Raw genomic sequence first — 16994 nt, forward strand, 5'->3', positions numbered from 1 at the left:
CCGCATCGCAGCGTTTCGAGAACCCCGCTTCGGCGGGGTTTTCTATTGCGCCTCGCTCCCCTCCTGCAGCGTCAGGATATGGCTGACAAGATCGGCGATCGGGTCGGATACCATGATCGGCTGCCCGCTCTTGAGCTTCATCGGCGTGTTGGCGACACCTTCGAAATATGGCCCGAAAACCGGCATCGGGGAGCCGTGACTGACCAGCGGATCGGTCCCGTCGATCCGGCGCAACACGCGTTCGAGCGGGAACTCCCCGCCATTGGCTTTGGCCAGCGCTGTAAGGTCCGTCGGCTTTATGAGAAGCGCGCCGGCAAGAGGGCCGTCGCCGCCGGCATCGATCCCGTGACATTCCGCGCAATGGGTCTTGTAGAGCGCGGCCCCCTTATCGGGATCCTGTGCGGCGGCGGCCGTGGTCAGAAGCATCAATCCCGCGATGGTGGCAATCAGGGTCCGCATGGCGTGTCCTCCGTCTGTCTCCGCGATAGAATATCGGACGATCCTCGCCAAAGCGTTGACGCGGATCAAGAGGCAAGTCGGACGTCGCGAAGCGTGTCATTTTCGGGCTCGATCCGGGGACCTCGGCGTGAGTAGATACCTCGGACAAGCCGGGATACGACATGCTGAAAACGCATGCCGACGTCACCCGTTACTCATCGAGCGATCCATGCACCGCGAGGATCGTCAGGTCCGCGTCCTGCGGTTCGATCACGCGGAAGGCTTCGCGCACCCCCGCGTCGGTCAATTCCCGCGCCACCGTCAGCAGCGTGTTCGGCGCGTGATCATCGCAAAGCTCTATCATATGTGCGATTTCCTCTTGTGCGACATCGCGGGCCGCCTCGACCGAAGGCGCGCCGTAAAGATCGACAAAATGCTGCGCGAGCCCTTGCTCCAGCGCCGCGCGCTCCGCATCTTCGATCCGGGTGACAGCGACGAAACTGACCCGGCCGAAGGTTTCGATCCCCAGCCAACCATTGGCGAAGGCCTGCCGAGCCTTGCCGTTCAGATCGGCCTCCGACCAGTTGGAAAACTCAAACCCGCCGGAAATGCACCATTCCCCGGTCCGTGCCGGGCTGTGAAAGACGCGCTGGTCGCTTTCGTCGAAATGGATCGCGCGGGCAAGGTTCATGGGCGGGTCTCCAGCAGGTCGGTAAGCGGGATCACAATGGTGCCTGTGTCCTGCCGAAGCAAGAGACCGAGTGTTTCGTCAAGGCCGAGGAATGTGCCGCTCTGCCCCTGCACACGGGCTGGCTCGCCCAGCCCATGCGCCAGACCGCTCCATTCGCGGTGCAGCGGCGCGATGCCCTCGTCCTCCCAGCGGCTCAGCCAGTTCATCAGATGCCGCGACCAGCTTTCCAGCACGGCAGCAGGCTCGAGATCGCCGCAGCCTTCGGCAGAAAGGTCCGTCTCCCCCGGCGACTCGCCGCCATCCAGACCGGGGCGGGCAAAGACAACCTCGACCCCGGTCACGAGCCAGCCCGGCACATCCTCCGGCACGCAGCTGTCCGATGCGGCGCGCAGTTGCCCGCACGCGGCGCCATTGACGAAGATCGCGCCGGTCCAGCCCAGATGCACGGCAAGCTCGGGCGGGCCAAGCGCGCCTAGCGTGTTCTGCACCGCAACGCCCGTCAGCGGAAGCATCGCCGCCGCCTGCTTCAACGCCACTTCGGGCGCCAGCACGATGGCGGCGCGCAACCGCTCGGGCGCGATATCGTAAAGGATCAGGCCCGCATCGCAGCCGCGCGCGGCCTCGACGCAGGCGGCCTCGAACGGATCGGCCCCCGCCGCGTTCATCCCCTGCATCAGCGGCGGGAAAGCGGGCGTGCCGGTCATGCCTTGCCGGCATCCACCAGCGCCCGCGCCAGATCGCGGAACGCTGCGGCTTGCGGGCTGTCGGGTTTGGACACGACGATCGGCGCACCGCCATCGGCGGCCTTGCGGATATCGAGATGCAACGGAATTTCCGCCAGCAGCGGCACGCCGAGTTTTGCAGCCTCCGCCGCGACGCCGCCATGGCCAAAGATATGCTCCTCATGCCCGCAATTGGAGCAGATATGCGTCGACATATTCTCTACCAGCCCGATGATCGGCACGTTCATCTGGTTGAACATGTCGATCCCCTTGCGCGCATCCATCAGCGCCACGTCCTGCGGCGTGGAGACGACGATGGCGCCATCCACCTGCGCCTTTTGCGACAGCGTCATCTGCACATCGCCCGTGCCGGGCGGCAGATCGACGAGCAGCACATCCAGAGCGCCCCATTGCACCTGCGTCAGCATCTGCTGCAAAGCGCCCATCAGCATCGGACCGCGCCAAACCACCGCCTGCGCCTCGTTCACCATCAGGCCCATGGACATCATCGTCACGCCGAAATTGCGCATCGGCAGGATGGTTTTGCCATCCGGGCTGGCGGGCCGCCCCGACACGCCCAACATGCGCGGCTGGCTCGGCCCGTAGACATCGGCATCGAGCAGCCCGACGCGCCGCCCTTCGGCGGCGAGCGCACAGGCGAGGTTCGCCGTCAGGGTCGATTTACCGACGCCCCCCTTGCCGGACGCGATGGCGACGATCCGCTCGACCCCAGGCACCTTCTCCGGCCCCGCCTGTTTCGGCTTTGCACCGGCTTTCAGATCGGGCGGCGGCTTGGGTGCGCTATGGGCCGTCATGACGACCGACACATTCGACGCGCCAAGCGCGCGCACCGCCTCATCTGCGGTCTGGCGCACCGGCGCATAAGCCTCGGCATGATCGGGCGCGACTTCCAGCACGAAGCGCACGGAGGCATCATCGACATTCAGCGCCCGGACCAGCCCGGCCGAAACGATATCCTGCCCAGAGACCGGATCGGCAATCTCCTTCAGCGCGGCCAGAACCGCATCGCGCGTCAGAGCCACGTCAGCCCTGACCCTTGATCGTTCCGGTCACGACATGCTCAAGATCGAGCCCGTCGATGGTCAGCACGACCTTGGCGTCGAAGGTCTTTCCGGCGGTATCGGCGCCCCGCATCGCCTCCTCGATGGCCTGCTGGGACGTGACCCCGACCTGTTTCAGAAACTTGCGCATGGACATGTTGAAATCGTCGCTCATGGGGGATCCCTACTTGGTAAAGGCCATCGGCTCGAAAGCTGGAGCGTTGACGGGTGTAAGCCACTGCCCGTAGGCTTTCAAGCCGAGGAGGTGGCGCCGATGCCAGCAATTCCGAAACGCGCCCTGTTCGCGCTCGCTCTCGGCCTGTGCAGCACGCCGGCCGGGGCGGAGCCTCAGAGCGACAAGCGCTTCTCGCTTGCCGCGCCGGAAAAGCTGCAAGGCAGCGGTTTTCTGGACTACCTTCTGCCGCGCTTCTCGCTCAAGACGCGCATGGCCATCGAGATGCAGACAACCCAAAGCGCAGCGGATGCGCGTTTCGGCGATGCCGGGGTCGCGGTGTTCGAAGGCGATGGCCGCGTGTGGCATTTCGATCCCGGCCCGGACCCGGACGCGCAGCGTTTCGGCGAGTGGCTCCGCTCAGACATCGGGCGAAGGACGATCGAGGCGTTCAGCGCCGATGGCGCACCCGTTTTCAGCGCCGTCACCCAGCGCCCGCTAGCGGCGCCGAAAGCGGCACTGGACGGTGATGCGGCCCGCGGCGAGCGCGCCTCGCTCGCGCTCTGCGGACGCTGCCATGTGATCGGCGAGGCGAACCGGATGAACTCCATCGGCTCGACGCCATCCTTTGCCGTCTTGCGCACGCTGCGCAACTGGCGCACGCGGTTCGAGACATTCTACGTCCAGAACCCGCATCCCGCCTTCACTCAGATTGCCGGCCTGACGGCGCCCTTCGATCCGTCCCGGCCCTCCCCGATCCGGGCGCTTGAAATGAGCCTGAGCGATCTCGACGACATTCTCGCCTTCGTCCAGTCCGTTCCGCCCGCCGATCTGGGCCGGCCGGTGCAAGCGATGCGCGAATGACGCGCAAGCGCCCGTTTCCGTCGACGGAAACGTCTTGATGCGTCAACGCATCAAGCGCGCTCAGTGATCGCGGCGGTCCTTGCCCGGAACCGCGCCGCGTTCGGCGAGATAGTCCTCGGTGGTGCGCGGCTTGCGCGGAGCACCCATCGCGAAGGGATTGTCCTTTGAGTGATACTGCGCCTGAATCCGGCAATTGTCGCACATCTGGATCATCCGCGCCGCGTCGCCGCTTGCGAACATCGCGTGTTTGCCGGCCAATTTCTCGGTGATCTTCTCGACGGTGGATTTCACGCCGAACAGCGCGCCGCATTCGATGCAGGCAAACGGCTCCTCCTCGTTCAGGACCATTTGGCTCAGCGCCGTTTCCGTCAGGTTCATGCGCGGCTCCAGCGCGATGGCGTCTTCGGGGCAGATCGTCGCGCAGATCCCGCATTGCAGGCAGGCATCCTCCTGGAACAAAAGCTGCGGCAGATCGGGGTTGTCGCCGAGCGCGCCCGACGGGCAAAGCGACACGCAGGACAGGCACAATGTGCAGGCGTCCCGGTCGACCAGAACCGCGCCATAGGGCGCGCGGTCGGGCAAAGGCAGGATCTCGGCCTCGGGGCTGAGGGCCTTTGCCGCCAGCCGCGCAACCTGGCGGCGCGTGCCCATCGGCAGCACCGGCGCCGGAGCTGCAGATGCGCTCTTATGCCCGTAGAGTGTATCCGAAAGCGTGTCGGGATCCTCCGGCGCGCGCAAAGACACCGCCTCGCGCCCCGCGAGCGCGTTGGCCAGCGCCGTTTCGAACTCCGGGGTCTCGCGTTCGGTGCGCGGGGACAGCACGACATCGACCGATGCGAACCCGCAGGAGAGCGCGGCCAGCACTTCGGCATGGCCGAACCCGTTGAGCGCCGGTACTTCGAACGGGATCACATCCGCCGGAAGCCCGCGCCCGAAACGTGCCGCAAGCTGGATCAGCTCCGCCCCGAACCCCTCGTCATGCACCAGAAGGCGGGGCGCCTCGCCGCCCGCACGGCGATAGGTGCCTGCAAGCGTGTCGAGACGCCGGAAGATGGTTGATACCGGCGGCGCGTCATAGGTGATCGCGCCCGATGGGCAGAGCGACGCGCAGGCCCCGCAGCCCGCGCAGATCATCGGATCGACAGTGACATGATCGCCCTCCGGCAGGATCGCCCCGGTCGGGCAGATATCGAGGCATTTCGAACAGCCGGTCTGCCCGGCCCGGCTATGGGCGCAGAGCGCAGGCTCGACCGCGAGATAGAGCGGCTTTTCGAACAAGCCGACCAGTTGCACCGCCTCTGTCAGCACCGCGCCCACCGCGCCGGGCTGACGCGGATCGGCGCGCAGATAGCCCTCGCGCTTGTGCGGGGCGGGAACGAACGGCGTCGTGCCCGTCAGATCGATCACGATATCACATTCCGAAATCGCCCCATCTACGGGATCGGTAAAGGTGAACGCTCCGCGCCCGCCCGGCTGGAGCTGCGAGAACCGGTTGATCTTCACGGCAAAGCCGCCCAGCGCGCCGGTCAGGCGGCGCAGATCGCCCCGGATGATGTCGAACCGGCGATCGGCCGGCGCGTCCGCGTCATCGGTCTGAAGAACCGTCACCGCCAACGTGTCGCAAAGCTGCGCCGCCGCAGCGAAAACCGCGGCGCCATCCCCGACGATCAGACAGGTGCCTTCGCTCACCACATCCATGACCTTGGGCGCGGGCAGGCGCAAGGCCGCCTCGGCGGCCAGCGCCGCCTGTTTCGGGCCGGCGCGATCGGCTTCATCGCTCCATCCGGCGCGGTCGCGTATATCGACGAAACCGGGCGCCTCGGCGCCGATTTCCTCGGCCAGCATCTCGAAGAACGCCCGTTCCTGCCCGCAGGCGACGATCACATCCCCCTCGCCGAGCATCGACGCCGCCGCCTTGGCGTCCGCACCGCAGAGATTGCGGAATACCGGGCTCGGCACGAGGCCGCTTGCCTCGCCGATCCGGCTCGCATCGACGGTCTGACTGCCGAGACAGTCGCATAAAAGCAGTTTGGGTCGCATCATGCCCTTTCGCGGCGCGGTGTTTTGCGCCAGTTTACCAAAGGTTCGGGATTTGTCCTAAAGAAGGACCATGCTATCAGGAAGTCAACCGCGGCCAAGGGCCGATCACGCCCCGTCACGCTGTCGCCGCGACAAGGAGGCCGGATGACCGAAGACCCCGATCACCGCTATACCGAATTGCCTGTCGGTGTCGTGCTGCAGCGCAAGCCCGGTGTCACGCGCTGGCAGGCATGGGCCTGGTCGCCCGTTGCGCTGCTGCCCGGTGCGGGTGCCGCCGATTGGAAGCTGCTGCGCGAGGAGGGCGATGTCGCCGAATTCCATATCGGCACCCTGCCCCTGACGCTTTGGCGCACCGATGCGGAGGCCTATCGCGTCAACCTCGCCGAACCTGTCGTCTGCGCCTATGTCGTGCTCGCCCCGCAGGGCGGGGATCGTCCATACCGGCTCAAGCTGGTGACGGCCAATCCCAACGAGGCGATGCAATATGCCGAAGGGGGCGACGATCTGGTCGAAAAGGTGCCGATGCCGCCGGCGCTTGTGGCTTGGGTTCAGGATTGGACAGACCGCCATTTCGTGGAGGAACCCTTCAAGAAGCGCAAACGCGACCGCTACCGCGAGGACAAGGTGCAGGACGGCAAGGGCGATCCACGCATCGCGCAAACGAGCGATGTCTACCGCGCCCCGTCACGCGCGAGAAAGCCGAGGCTGTCATGACACGCAATTCCGATTTCTGGTCGCGCCGTAAGCGTGCCGTCGAAGCCGAAGAGGCTAGGGAAGCGCGCGATGCCGAGGAGGCCGAGACCCGCGCGGCGCGGGCCGAATTGGAAGACAGGCCCGACGAGGAAATTCTGCAGGAGCTTGGATTGCCCGACCCCGACGCGCTGGAGCCGGGGCAGGACATTTCAGCCTTCATGCAGAAGATCGTCCCGGATCGCCTGCGCCAGCGCGCATTGCGGCGCTTGTGGCGGATCAATCCGGCGCTCGCCAATCTGGACGGGCTTTGCGATTACAACGACGATTTCACCAACGCGGCGACCGATGCACCGGGGGTGGTCACCGCGTATCGCGTCGGCCAAGGGCTATTGAAACATATCGCTGCACAGGAGGTTCGGAAGGGGAAGGACGAGACCGAACCCGTTGATACCGCAGAGAATCTGTCAGATATCGAGGGCGACTGCAAAGATTCCAGAACTTTCGAAGAAGCTATCGAAAAAACGGAAAATATGCAGGAAAACGCAAATGACTCCGCCGCATATACAACTAAAGTCGTAGACGTCGCAGAATATGCCGACGGCACACCGTCGGATACAATCGAAGAGGTGACAGCGCGTCCGCGTCGGATGCGTTTCAGACTTGAAAGCGATACGTGATGAGCACGAGCGCGGTGCAGCACACCCCATCGGTGACCGAGGAAGACCGTCTGCGGGCGGATCTTTACAATTACCTCGGGCTGATGCTCGCCTCCCCACCGGATGAGTTCCTGCTGGCGCAGACCGCCGGCCTGACCGGGGACGAGACCGATCTGGGACGGGCTATCGCGCGGCTGGCCGATTGCGCGCGCACGACGCAGCCGAAACAGGCCGAGCGCGAGTTCAACGCGCTTTTCATCGGTCTCGGCCGAGGGGAATTGCTCCCTTATGCCAGCTTTTACCTGACCGGCTTTCTCAACGAAAAACCGCTGGCCACGCTGCGCGGCGATCTGTCGGCCCGCCGGATCGAACGTGCGCCGAACGTCTATGAACCCGAAGACAACATCGCCACGCTGATGGAGGTGATGGGTGGGCTCATCGTGGGTCGTTTCGACCGCCCGGCCTCGCTGGACGATCAAAAAGAGTTCTTCAACCGTCACATCGGCCCGTGGGCGGGCCATTTCTTCGCCGATCTCGAAACGGCGAAATCGGCCATGCTCTACAGCGCCCTCGGCTCTGTCGGAAAGGCCTTCATGGATATCGAACGCGAAGCGTTCAGACTGACAGCGAACTGAGCCGCAACGGCTCCACGATACGGACTATGAAAGGGAGGAAACTGCCATGACCAAAAAATCCGAACCCGCGTCGAGCCGGCGCGATTTTCTGAAGCTCGCCGGAACCGCCGCGCCAGCAGCGGTGGCCGCCGTCGCCATGTCTGGCAAGGAAGCACAAGCCGACGAGATCCGCGCTGAGGATGGCCGGATGCAGGACACCGCCCATACCCGCGCCTATTTCGAAAGCGCGCGTTTCTGACGACCCGCCCTTCCCGCAGGCCGCGCATTGCCGCGCCGCAGGATGCAACCCAGCCGAACGCGCGACGCCGCGCCCCAGGTAGCCAATGAGGGAACCCCATGCTTAGAAAGAAAACCGGAAGGCCCGTCTCTCGCGCGCCCCGCGCCGGCCTGATTTCCGAAACCGCGAACAAGACCGTCGACCGCCGCACCTTCCTGCGCGGCTCGGGCCTCGCCATCGGCGGACTCGCCGCGATCAGCGCCACGGGCGGCACCGTCACGCAGGCGAGCGCCCAGCAGGCAATCACCGGCGCGGTCGAAACCGTCAAATCCGTCTGCACCCATTGCTCCGTCGGCTGCACCGTCATCGCCGAGGTCAGCAATGGCGTCTGGGTCGGTCAGGAACCGGGCTGGGACAGCCCTTTCAACCTCGGCGCGCATTGCGCCAAGGGCGCATCGGTGCGCGAGCACGCGCATGGCGAGCGCCGGTTGAAATACCCGATGAAGAAAGAGGGCGGCGAGTGGAAGCGCATTTCCTGGGAGCAGGCGATCAACGAGGTTGGCGATCGGATGCTGGCCTCCCGCGAGGCGCACGGCCCGGATTCGGTCTACTGGCTCGGCTCGGCCAAGCACAATAACGAACAGGCCTATCTCTTCCGCAAGTTCGCGGCCTATTGGGGTACGAACAACGTCGATCACCAGGCGCGGATCTGCCACTCGACCACCGTTGCCGGCGTGGCGAACACATGGGGCTACGGCGCCATGACCAACAGCTACAACGACATCCACAATTCCCGCGCGATCTTCATCATCGGCGGCAACCCGGCCGAAGCCCATCCGGTTTCGCTGCTGCATGTCCTGAAGGCCAAGGAGCAGAACAACGCGCCATTGATCGTTTGCGATCCGCGTTTCACCCGCACGGCGGCCCATGCCGATGAATATGTGCGCTTCCGTCCCGGCACCGATGTGGCGCTGGTCTGGGGGATCCTGTGGCACATCTTCGAGAACGGCTGGGAAGACAAGGAGTTCATCCGCACCCGTGTCTGGGGCATGGACCAGATCAAGGAAGAGGTCGCCAAATGGACGCCCGAGGAGGTCGAGCGCGTTACAGGCACACCGGGCAGCCAGCTCGAACGCGTCGCGCGGACCATGGCGAACAACCGCCCCGGCACCGTGATCTGGTGCATGGGCGGCACGCAACACACCAACGGCAACAACAACACCCGCGCCTATTGCGTGCTGCAGCTTGCGCTGGGCAACATGGGCACATCGGGCGGCGGCACCAACATCTTCCGCGGCCATGACAACGTGCAGGGCGCGACCGATCTTGGCGTGCTCAGCCATACGCTGCCCGGCTATTACGGTCTCAGCGAAGGGGCCTGGGATCACTGGGCGCGCGTCTGGGAAGAGGATGTGGACTGGCTCAAGGCGCGGTTCCACAGCGATGGCGAAGGCGAGGATGCCGTCAATCTGATGAACAGCACCGGTATTCCGGTCTCGCGCTGGATCGACGGGGTTCTCGAAGACCCCGTGAACATGGACCAGCCGGACAACGTCAAGGTGATGGTGCTCTGGGGCCACGCGCCCAACTCGCAGACCCGGATGACCGAGATGAAGACCGCGATGGAGGAGCTCGACACGCTGGTCGTGATCGATCCGTTCCCGACGGTTTCGGCCGTGCTGCATGACCGCACCGATGGCGTCTACCTGCTGCCGGCGGCCACGCAGTTCGAAACGCGCGGCTCGGTCACCGCATCGAACCGATCGCTGCAATGGCGCGACCAGATCATGGCACCGCTCTTCGAAGCCAAGCCGGACCATGAGATCATCGGCCTTTTCGCCAACAAGTTCGGTTTCGCGGACCGCTTCTTCCGCAATATCGAGATGGAAGACGAGAACACGCCGAACATCGAAAGCGTCACGCGCGAGTTCAACAAGGGCATGTGGACGGTGGGCTACACCGGCCAGTCGCCGGAACGGCTCAAAATGCACATGGCCAATCAGCACACGTTCGATCGCACCACGCTGCAGGCGGTCGGCGGGCCGGCGGATGGCGATTATTACGGCCTGCCATGGCCGTGCTGGGGCACTGCCGATATGAAGCATCCCGGCACGCCGAACCTTTACGATATGTCCAAGCCGGTCTCGAAGGGCGGTCTGACCTTCCGCGCGCGCTTCGGCGTGGAGCGGGACGGCGACAACCTTCTGGCCGAAGGTGTGGCTTCCGCAGGATCGGAGATCCAGGACGGCTATCCGGAGTTCACCTATCAGATGCTCGTCGATCTAGGTTGGGACAAGGATCTGACCGACGAGGAGCGCCGGACCATGGCGCGCATCGTCGGGATGGAGCTGCGCAACGATCTGGGCAACGCCGATGACGGCGACGAAAAGGAAATGGCCCAGGGCCTGACCAGCGGCAAAGACGGCATCCAGGGCGCGGCCGAGGAAGTGGGCGAGCAGGCGATGTCGCCTTTCCCGTCCGATTTCAATGCGCGCGTTGCCAAGATCAACTGGAAGACGGACCTCTCGGGCGGCATCCAGCGGGTGGCGATCAAGCATGAATGTGCACCCTTCGGCAATGCCAAAGCCCGCGCGGTCGTCTGGACGTTCCCCGACCCGGTGCCGATCCATCGCGAACCGCTCTATACGCCGCGCTACGATCTGGTTGCCGATTATCCGACCTACGAGGACAAGAAATTCTACCGCCTGCCGACGCTCTACAAGTCGATCCAGGCCAAGGATTTCTCGGGCGATTATCCCATCGTTCTGACCTCGGGCCGGCTTGTCGAATACGAGGGGGGCGGCGACGAGACGCGCTCGAACCCGTGGCTGGCCGAGCTTCAGCAGGACATGTTCGTCGAGATCAACCCGCGCGACGCCAACGATCTGGGCATCCGTGACGGATCGCAGGTCTGGGTCGAAGGGCCGGAGGGCGGCAAGGTCAAGGTCATGGCGATGCTCACCGAACGGGTCGCACCCGGCGTGGCCTTCATGCCGTTCCACTTCGGCGGCCATTTCCAGGGCGAGGATCAGCGCCACAAATATCCCGACGGGGCCGATCCCTATGTTCTGGGCGAATCCACCAACACTGCACAGACCTATGGGTACGACAGCGTGACCCAGATGCAGGAAACCAAAGCCACGCTTTGCAAGATCCAAGCGGCGTAAGGAGGAGAAAGAGACATGGCACGAGCTAAATTCCTTGTCGACGCCGAACGCTGCATCGAATGCAATGCCTGCGTGACGGCCTGTAAAAACGAGCATGAGGTGCCTTGGGGCATCAACCGCCGCAAGGTGGTGACGATCAATGACGGCAAACCGGGCGAACGCTCGATCTCGGTGGCCTGCATGCATTGCTCGGACGCACCCTGCATGGCGGTGTGCCCGGTGGATTGCTTCTATCAGAACGAGGAAGGCATCGTTCTGCATTCGAAGGATCTGTGCATCGGGTGCGGATATTGCTTCTACGCCTGCCCCTTCGGCGCGCCGCAATACCCGCAAGCGGGCAATTTCGGCAGCCGCGGCAAGATGGACAAATGCACCTTCTGCGCCGGCGGCCCGGAAGAGAACCATTCCGCCGCCGAATTCGCCAAATACGGGCGCAACCGGATCGCCGAGGGCAAACTGCCCCTCTGCGCAGAGATGTGTTCCACCAAGGCACTGCTGGCCGGCGATGGCGACGTGGTGTCCTCGATCTACCGCGAACGCGTCGTCGCCCGCGGCTTCGGCTCGGGCGCATGGGGCTGGGGCACCGCCTACGACCAGAAGGGCGGCTGAACCTTTCAATCAGTGATCAGACAAAGCGCCCCGGCAAAACCGTCGGGGCGCTTTCTCTTCCGGTATTGCCTCAAGGCTTTACGTATTCCCCACGTCAATATCCGCCCAGATCGGCAGATGATCCGATGCGCGCCGGGCTTCGCCCCCAAGGACGACACCGGAATCGCGCAGGCCGAGCCCCTTGCCCAGCGCGAACCGGTCGAGCGGAGCAAGCAAACGGCTGGCGTGAAAGCTCGGGCCTGGCGCGATCAGGTCGAACTCCTTTTCGATCAGATCGAACCCGATCCTCGGAGACCATTCATTCATATCCCCGGCGATGATCGTGCGCGGCGCGCGGTCCGCGATGGTTTCGCGCAGATGGGCCAGCTGCAACTGCCGGCAGCCCCGGCGCAGGCCGAGATGCGTGCCGACAACCGTGACATCGCCGTCCGGCCCGGTCAGATCGGCAACCACCGCGCCGCGCGGTTCGATCCCCGGCAGCGTCAGACGTTCGGCGTCATGCACCGTCCAGCCGTCGCGCACGAGCAGCGCGTTGCCGTGCCAGCCCGAGCTTGGCCCGTCGATCACGTCGAGGATGCGCAATCCGGTCTGTTCGTAAAGCAGCGCTTCCGGCAGAACGGCGGGCCGCACGCCGAGCCGCTTGTCGGCTTCCTGCAAGGCGACGACATCGGCGTCGAGGTCCGACAGCACACGGATGATGCGATAGGGATCGCGCTTCCAGTCGAGCCCGACCGCCTTGCGGATATTGTAACTGACGATTCGCATCAGAGCACCGGCGCCATCAAACGGGTGATCCGCGCCGCCGCACGGGTGAAAAACGAGCGTTCCGCCAGATTGAAATCAATCATCTCCGCCTTCCCGAAATCCGCCTCCAGCATCTCGCGCACATCGCGCGCGGCGCTCTTGCCATCGACGACCACCGCGATTTCAAAGTTCAGCAACCCGGAACGAATGTCCAGATTGACGGACCCGATGGAGGACAGATCGTCATCGACGAGAATAACCTTCTGATGCAGGAAACCGGCCTTGTAGGCCCAGACCTCAGCGCCAACGGAGCGCAGATCGTCGAAATAGGCCATCGCGGCATAATGGGTCAGGAAGGAATCCGTCTTCTCCGGCACCAGGAGCTTGACCTCGACGCCCCGGATCGCCGCGAAGCGCAGGGCGGTCAGAACGTCCCTGTCGGGCACGAAATAGGGCGTCGCGATCCAGAGCCGCTTTTGGGCGGCATGGGCGAGAGCGATGAAATACATATTCCCGGCCGCCACATGTTCCGCCGGAGATGGCGCAAGCGCGACCGCATCGAGATCGCCCGCCGGCTCCGGGGCGCGAGAGGCGATCCGGCTCAGATCGTCTCCGTTCGCCCATTTCCAATCAGAGGAAAAATGCCGCGCCAATTGTTCCACAACCGGGCCGCGGAACGCCGCGAAGGTATCGCGCCACGGCCCGATGGACGGGTTCATGCCAAGATAGTCGGTCGAGATGTTGATCCCTCCGGTGAAGGCTGTTTCGTTGTCAACGATGACAAGCTTGCGATGGTTTCGGTAGTTGAGCTGAAACCGCCCCAGCAGCCGCGTCGGCCCCTTGGTGCGCGCCACGCGAACACCGGCCTCCAGCATCGGGCGTTTGAACCGTGTCGGCAGCCCGAAGAACGGCAGCGCGTCATGCAGCACCCAGACCGACACGCCGGCCCGCGCCCGCTCGATCAGCAATTCGCGCAAGGCGCGGCCGACCTCGTCATCCTCGATGGTATAGAACTGCACGAAGACATGGGAACTTGCGCCGCCTATCGCGTCGTTCATCGCGTCATAGGTCGCGCGCGCATCGATCAGAAGCTTCATGTCATTGCCGCCGACCACCGGCAATCGCGCCAGACGCGAGAACGCATTGAGCCGCGAGCCGGGCTTGTATCCGTCCTCACCGGGATCGAGTTCGAACAGCTGATCGTCAGACCGTTTGCGATCCCGTTCGAAGCGGCGGAAATTGGCATGTCCAAACACCAGATAAAGCAGCGTTCCGATCACCGGCAAGAGAAGGATGAGCAAAATCCACGCGGTCGCCCCTTGAGGCGTGCGCGATGTCAGCACGGCGCGATAGGCGACGCCGAGGCTGAGTAGGGCGACGATGAGAACGATTCCGGCATTGAGGGGCGTGAGAATGTCGATCATGCCGCCCGGCCCGTCCGCCGCGTGCGCATTTGCCTGCCATTCGCCGCTTCGCTCATCGTCCGTGCCTTCCCATTCGTGTCAGCCCTGCAATCCAGGTGACAAGTGACAGATATGCATTATTATGCACGAACAAAGTCTTGGGCCATTTGCAAGGGTCCGCAATGTCGTTCTTCTCCAGGGAGCCCAGCCAAATGCCAGCCTTCCGATCCTCGATGACCGTCCTTCTTCTGTCATTTGCCATGCTGTTTTCTGCGCTCGCCCCTGCACTTGCGCAAGACGGCCCGCCCTCTGCAACTGTCGAAAGCGACCGATCCGCCACCGGCGGGGCGACCACGCTTGAAGATATCCTGCGCCGTCAGGAAGGGCTCAAGGTCGATAACGCGTTTCGCAGGCAGAACACCGGCGCGGGCGACGATGCACCGCCGGTATCGGATCAGCTCGGCACGCTCGGCGGTGCCTCCGACCCCGATCTGTGGCGCGGCGTGCGGTTCAACGATGCCGATATCTCGACGCAGATCCGCGGGCCGGCGGCGGAGGTTCTGATTCAGGATCGCGGCATGTGGTGGCTCCAGTTCCGGGAGGGACCGCTTCTGACCTATGGCGGCTGGCTGCTCGTCGGAACGATCGTGCTGCTGGCGCTTTTCTACCTGCTGCGGGGGCGGATCCGGATCGACGGCGAAAAGACCGGCCGCACGATCGAGCGCTTCAAGACGGTCGAACGCTTTGGCCATTGGCTGCTTGCAGGCTCGTTCATCCTGCTGGGCCTCACCGGGCTCGTTTCGCTGATGGGTCGCAAGTTTCTCATTCCGGCCTTCGGGCACGAGCCCTATTCGGCCATCGCAACCTGGTCCAAATGGATACACAACAACGTCGCCTGGGCCTTCATTATCGGGCTCGTGATGGTGTTCGTCATGTGGGTCGTTCACAACCTGCCCGACCGGACCGATGTGAAATGGCTGGCGCAGGCGGGCGGGCTTTTCGGCAACGGGCATCCTCCCGCCAAGAAGTTCAACGCCGGGCAGAAGCTGATCTTCTGGTCCACCATTGTGCTTGGTGGCTCCATCGCAGTGTCCGGTGTATCGCTGCTCTTTCCCTTCGAATTCCCGCTCTTCGCCAAGACCTTTGGGTGGCTGAACGCAAGCGGGCTGCCTGAGCTTGCGGGGCTCGGCACGTTGCCCGAAACGCTCAGCCCGCAGGAAGAGATGCAGTTCGCGCAGCTTTGGCACGCCATCGTCAGTTTCGTCCTGATGGCGATCATCCTGGCGCATATCTATATCGGCTCGATCGGGATGGAAGGCGCCTTCGATGCGATGGGATCGGGCGATGTCGAGGAGCAATGGGCGCGAGAGCATCACAGCCTCTGGGTCGATGAAGTGAAATCGCGCGAAGCCGCCGCGCCGGGGCGCACGACGCCTGCCGAATGACATGCGGCGCGCGTTTGCAACCTGCGCTGCGCTAAGCGTCGCCACGCTTGCTTCGGCAGGCGAGTTTTTCACCCTGAACGGGCATGGTGGTCCGATCATGGCGATTGCGGTCTCGGGGTCCGGCCAGATCGCGACCGGGAGTTTCGACAATGCTGTCGGGCTTTGGAACGGAGAGGATCCGCTCTGGCTCGACGGGCACGAGGCTGCGGTCAATGCACTTGCCATGTCCGGGGACGGCACGATCTATTCCGCCGGTGACGATTTCACCATCCGGGTCTGGCGCGGCGCAGATAACGCGCCCGAGGTGCTGGCGGGGCATCGGGGCAAGATCGTCGCGCTCGCGCTGTCGCCGGATGGCGCGCTCCTCGCCTCGGCCAGTTGGGACGGCACCATCGGGCTCTGGCCCCAGGACGGTTCCGCGCCGCGCTTTCTCGATGGCCATGCCGGGCCGGTCAACGACGTGGCCTTCGCCGATGGGGGCGCAGCGCTCTATTCGGCCTCTGCCGATGGCAGTATCCGGCTTTGGAATATCGAGACCGGGCAGGAACGCCAGCGCGTGATCGAACACGGGTTCGGCATCAACGAGATCGCGTTGAACGAAGGCGACGGATGGCTCGCCTATGGCGCCGTCGATGGCGGCACGCGGGCGATCGATCTGCAAAGCGGCGACACGCTGGCCGATCTCACGCTGGAGCGCAGACCCATCCTCGCGCTGGAGCAGGACCCGGGTGGCACGCGCCTCGCCGTGGGGGATGGAGAGGGCTATATCATGATCGTGGATTCGCGCGATTGGCGCATCTCGCATGATTTCCGCGCAACCGAGCGCGGACCGATCTGGGCCCTGGCCTTTTCGGCGGATGGCGAGAGCATCCATGCCGGCGGGCTCGACCCGAGGCTTTATTCCTGGCCCATCGATACGATGGACGAAATGGGTCCGATGGAAACCGGCGCGCCCGAGTATCTCAAGGATCCTGCCACCATGACGAATGGCGAGCGGCAATTCATGCGCAAATGCTCGATCTGCCACACGCTCACCCCGGGCAGCGCCCGCCGCGCCGGGCCGAGCCTGCACGGCCTATTCGGACGGCGCGCCGGAACGGTCGAGGATTACAGCTATTCGGACGCGCTTGACGGCTCGTCCATCATCTGGAACGAGACGACGATAGACGGGCTTTTCGATATCGGCCCCGAAGAGTATGTTCCCGGAACCAAGATGCCGATGCAGCGGATCACCAGCGCGCAGGACCGGGCCGATCTGGTGGCATACCTGCGCGATCGCACCGCGCCGGAGGAGGACGAGAAGTGAAAGCCATGATCCTTGGATTTGTCGCCATCGCGGTGATCGCCGTCGCGGCGAATTTCATCCTCGAAGGCGCGGGATGGAGCGCCGAGGAACGCGGCGCATCCTCGGGATCGGTTCGGCTGGACGATTGAACC

Annotated in this window: 18 protein-coding genes; 10 read left to right on the top strand and 8 right to left on the bottom strand. The window is 64.2% G+C overall.

Annotation, left to right across the window (positions count from 1 at the left end; all coding sequences use genetic code 11):
- Positions 1–42: 42 nt before the first annotated feature.
- The 5 genes from M3465_RS01990 to M3465_RS02010 form a co-directional block, all read right to left on the bottom strand.
- The gene (locus tag M3465_RS01990; protein WP_249500029.1) at positions 43–459 is read right to left on the bottom strand and encodes a c-type cytochrome; all 417 of its coding nucleotides are present in this window, start codon (positions 457–459) and stop codon (positions 43–45) included.
- A 190-nt stretch (positions 460–649) separates the two neighbouring features.
- The gene (locus M3465_RS01995; RefSeq protein WP_249500030.1) at positions 650–1129 is read right to left on the bottom strand and encodes a DUF6505 family protein; all 480 of its coding nucleotides are present in this window, start codon (positions 1127–1129) and stop codon (positions 650–652) included.
- Positions 1126–1833, bottom strand: coding sequence for a biotin/lipoate--protein ligase family protein (locus M3465_RS02000; protein ID WP_249500031.1), 708 nt, complete (start codon positions 1831–1833; stop codon positions 1126–1128). The genes M3465_RS01995 and M3465_RS02000 overlap by 4 nt, the downstream gene beginning before the upstream one ends.
- Positions 1830–2894 carry an Mrp/NBP35 family ATP-binding protein gene (locus M3465_RS02005; protein ID WP_249500032.1) on the bottom strand — a complete coding sequence of 355 codons (1065 nt, stop codon included), beginning with the start codon at positions 2892–2894 and terminating at the stop codon, positions 1830–1832. The genes M3465_RS02000 and M3465_RS02005 overlap by 4 nt, the downstream gene beginning before the upstream one ends.
- 1 nt (position 2895) lies before the next feature.
- Positions 2896–3087 carry a DUF6494 family protein gene (locus tag M3465_RS02010; RefSeq protein ID WP_249500033.1) on the bottom strand — a complete coding sequence of 64 codons (192 nt, stop codon included), beginning with the start codon at positions 3085–3087 and terminating at the stop codon, positions 2896–2898.
- Positions 3088–3186: 99 nt separating this feature from the next.
- On the opposite strand from M3465_RS02010, the gene M3465_RS02015 reads away from it, so the two are divergent.
- A complete protein-coding gene (locus M3465_RS02015; RefSeq protein ID WP_249500034.1) occupies positions 3187–3948 on the top strand; it encodes a hypothetical protein in 762 nt (253 codons plus the stop codon).
- Between the two features lie 60 nt (positions 3949–4008).
- Here the strand turns inward: M3465_RS02015 and M3465_RS02020 are convergent, their stop codons facing one another.
- Positions 4009–5988, bottom strand: a complete 1980-nt coding sequence (locus tag M3465_RS02020; RefSeq protein WP_249500842.1) for a 4Fe-4S binding protein — start codon at positions 5986–5988, stop codon at positions 4009–4011.
- 144 nt (positions 5989–6132) lie between these two features.
- On the opposite strand from M3465_RS02020, the gene M3465_RS02025 reads away from it, so the two are divergent.
- The 6 genes from M3465_RS02025 (at position 6133) to fdh3B (ending at position 11965) form a co-directional block, all read left to right on the top strand.
- On the top strand, positions 6133–6702 hold the full coding sequence (locus M3465_RS02025; RefSeq protein WP_249500035.1) for a DUF3305 domain-containing protein: 570 nt from the start codon (positions 6133–6135) through the stop codon (positions 6700–6702).
- On the top strand, positions 6699–7358 hold the full coding sequence (locus M3465_RS02030; RefSeq protein ID WP_249500036.1) for a DUF3306 domain-containing protein: 660 nt from the start codon (positions 6699–6701) through the stop codon (positions 7356–7358). Before M3465_RS02025 ends, M3465_RS02030 begins: the two co-directional genes overlap by 4 nt.
- Positions 7358–7972, top strand: a complete 615-nt coding sequence (locus tag M3465_RS02035) for a TorD/DmsD family molecular chaperone (protein ID WP_249500037.1) — start codon at positions 7358–7360, stop codon at positions 7970–7972. Before M3465_RS02030 ends, M3465_RS02035 begins: the two co-directional genes overlap by 1 nt.
- A 46-nt stretch (positions 7973–8018) precedes the next feature.
- Positions 8019–8210, top strand: a complete 192-nt coding sequence (locus tag M3465_RS02040) for a twin-arginine translocation signal domain-containing protein (protein ID WP_249500038.1) — start codon at positions 8019–8021, stop codon at positions 8208–8210.
- A 98-nt stretch (positions 8211–8308) separates the two neighbouring features.
- Positions 8309–11356, top strand: coding sequence for a formate dehydrogenase subunit alpha (locus M3465_RS02045; protein WP_249500039.1), 3048 nt, complete (start codon positions 8309–8311; stop codon positions 11354–11356).
- A gap of 15 nt (positions 11357–11371) precedes the next feature.
- Entirely contained in the window at positions 11372–11965 is a 594-nt protein-coding gene (fdh3B, locus tag M3465_RS02050; RefSeq protein ID WP_249500040.1) for a formate dehydrogenase FDH3 subunit beta, read from the top strand.
- A 78-nt stretch (positions 11966–12043) separates the two neighbouring features.
- Here fdh3B and M3465_RS02055 read toward each other — a convergent pair whose 3' ends face one another.
- A complete protein-coding gene (locus M3465_RS02055; RefSeq protein ID WP_249500041.1) occupies positions 12044–12730 on the bottom strand; it encodes an endonuclease/exonuclease/phosphatase family protein in 687 nt (228 codons plus the stop codon).
- Positions 12730–14133 carry a cardiolipin synthase gene (gene cls / locus M3465_RS02060; protein ID WP_249500042.1) on the bottom strand — a complete coding sequence of 468 codons (1404 nt, stop codon included), beginning with the start codon at positions 14131–14133 and terminating at the stop codon, positions 12730–12732. Before cls ends, M3465_RS02055 begins: the two co-directional genes overlap by 1 nt.
- 191 nt (positions 14134–14324) lie before the next feature.
- Between cls and M3465_RS02065 the strand changes: the two genes are divergently transcribed.
- Genes M3465_RS02065 through M3465_RS17025 form a run of 3 tightly spaced genes read left to right on the top strand, consistent with a single transcriptional unit; the run spans position 14325 to position 16991 of the window.
- Entirely contained in the window at positions 14325–15557 is a 1233-nt protein-coding gene (locus M3465_RS02065; protein ID WP_502846093.1) for a formate dehydrogenase subunit gamma, read from the top strand.
- Position 15558: 1 nt separating this feature from the next.
- Positions 15559–16863, top strand: coding sequence for a c-type cytochrome (locus M3465_RS02070; protein ID WP_249500043.1), 1305 nt, complete (start codon positions 15559–15561; stop codon positions 16861–16863).
- Positions 16860–16991 (top strand): hypothetical protein, encoded by a 132-nt coding sequence (locus M3465_RS17025; protein WP_283254894.1) that lies wholly within the window; start codon positions 16860–16862, stop codon positions 16989–16991. Before M3465_RS02070 ends, M3465_RS17025 begins: the two co-directional genes overlap by 4 nt.
- Positions 16992–16994: the final 3 nt, after the last annotated feature.

It is taken from the genome of Marivita sp. GX14005 (genome assembly GCF_023370775.1).
Lineage (GTDB): Bacteria > Pseudomonadota > Alphaproteobacteria > Rhodobacterales > Rhodobacteraceae > Marivita.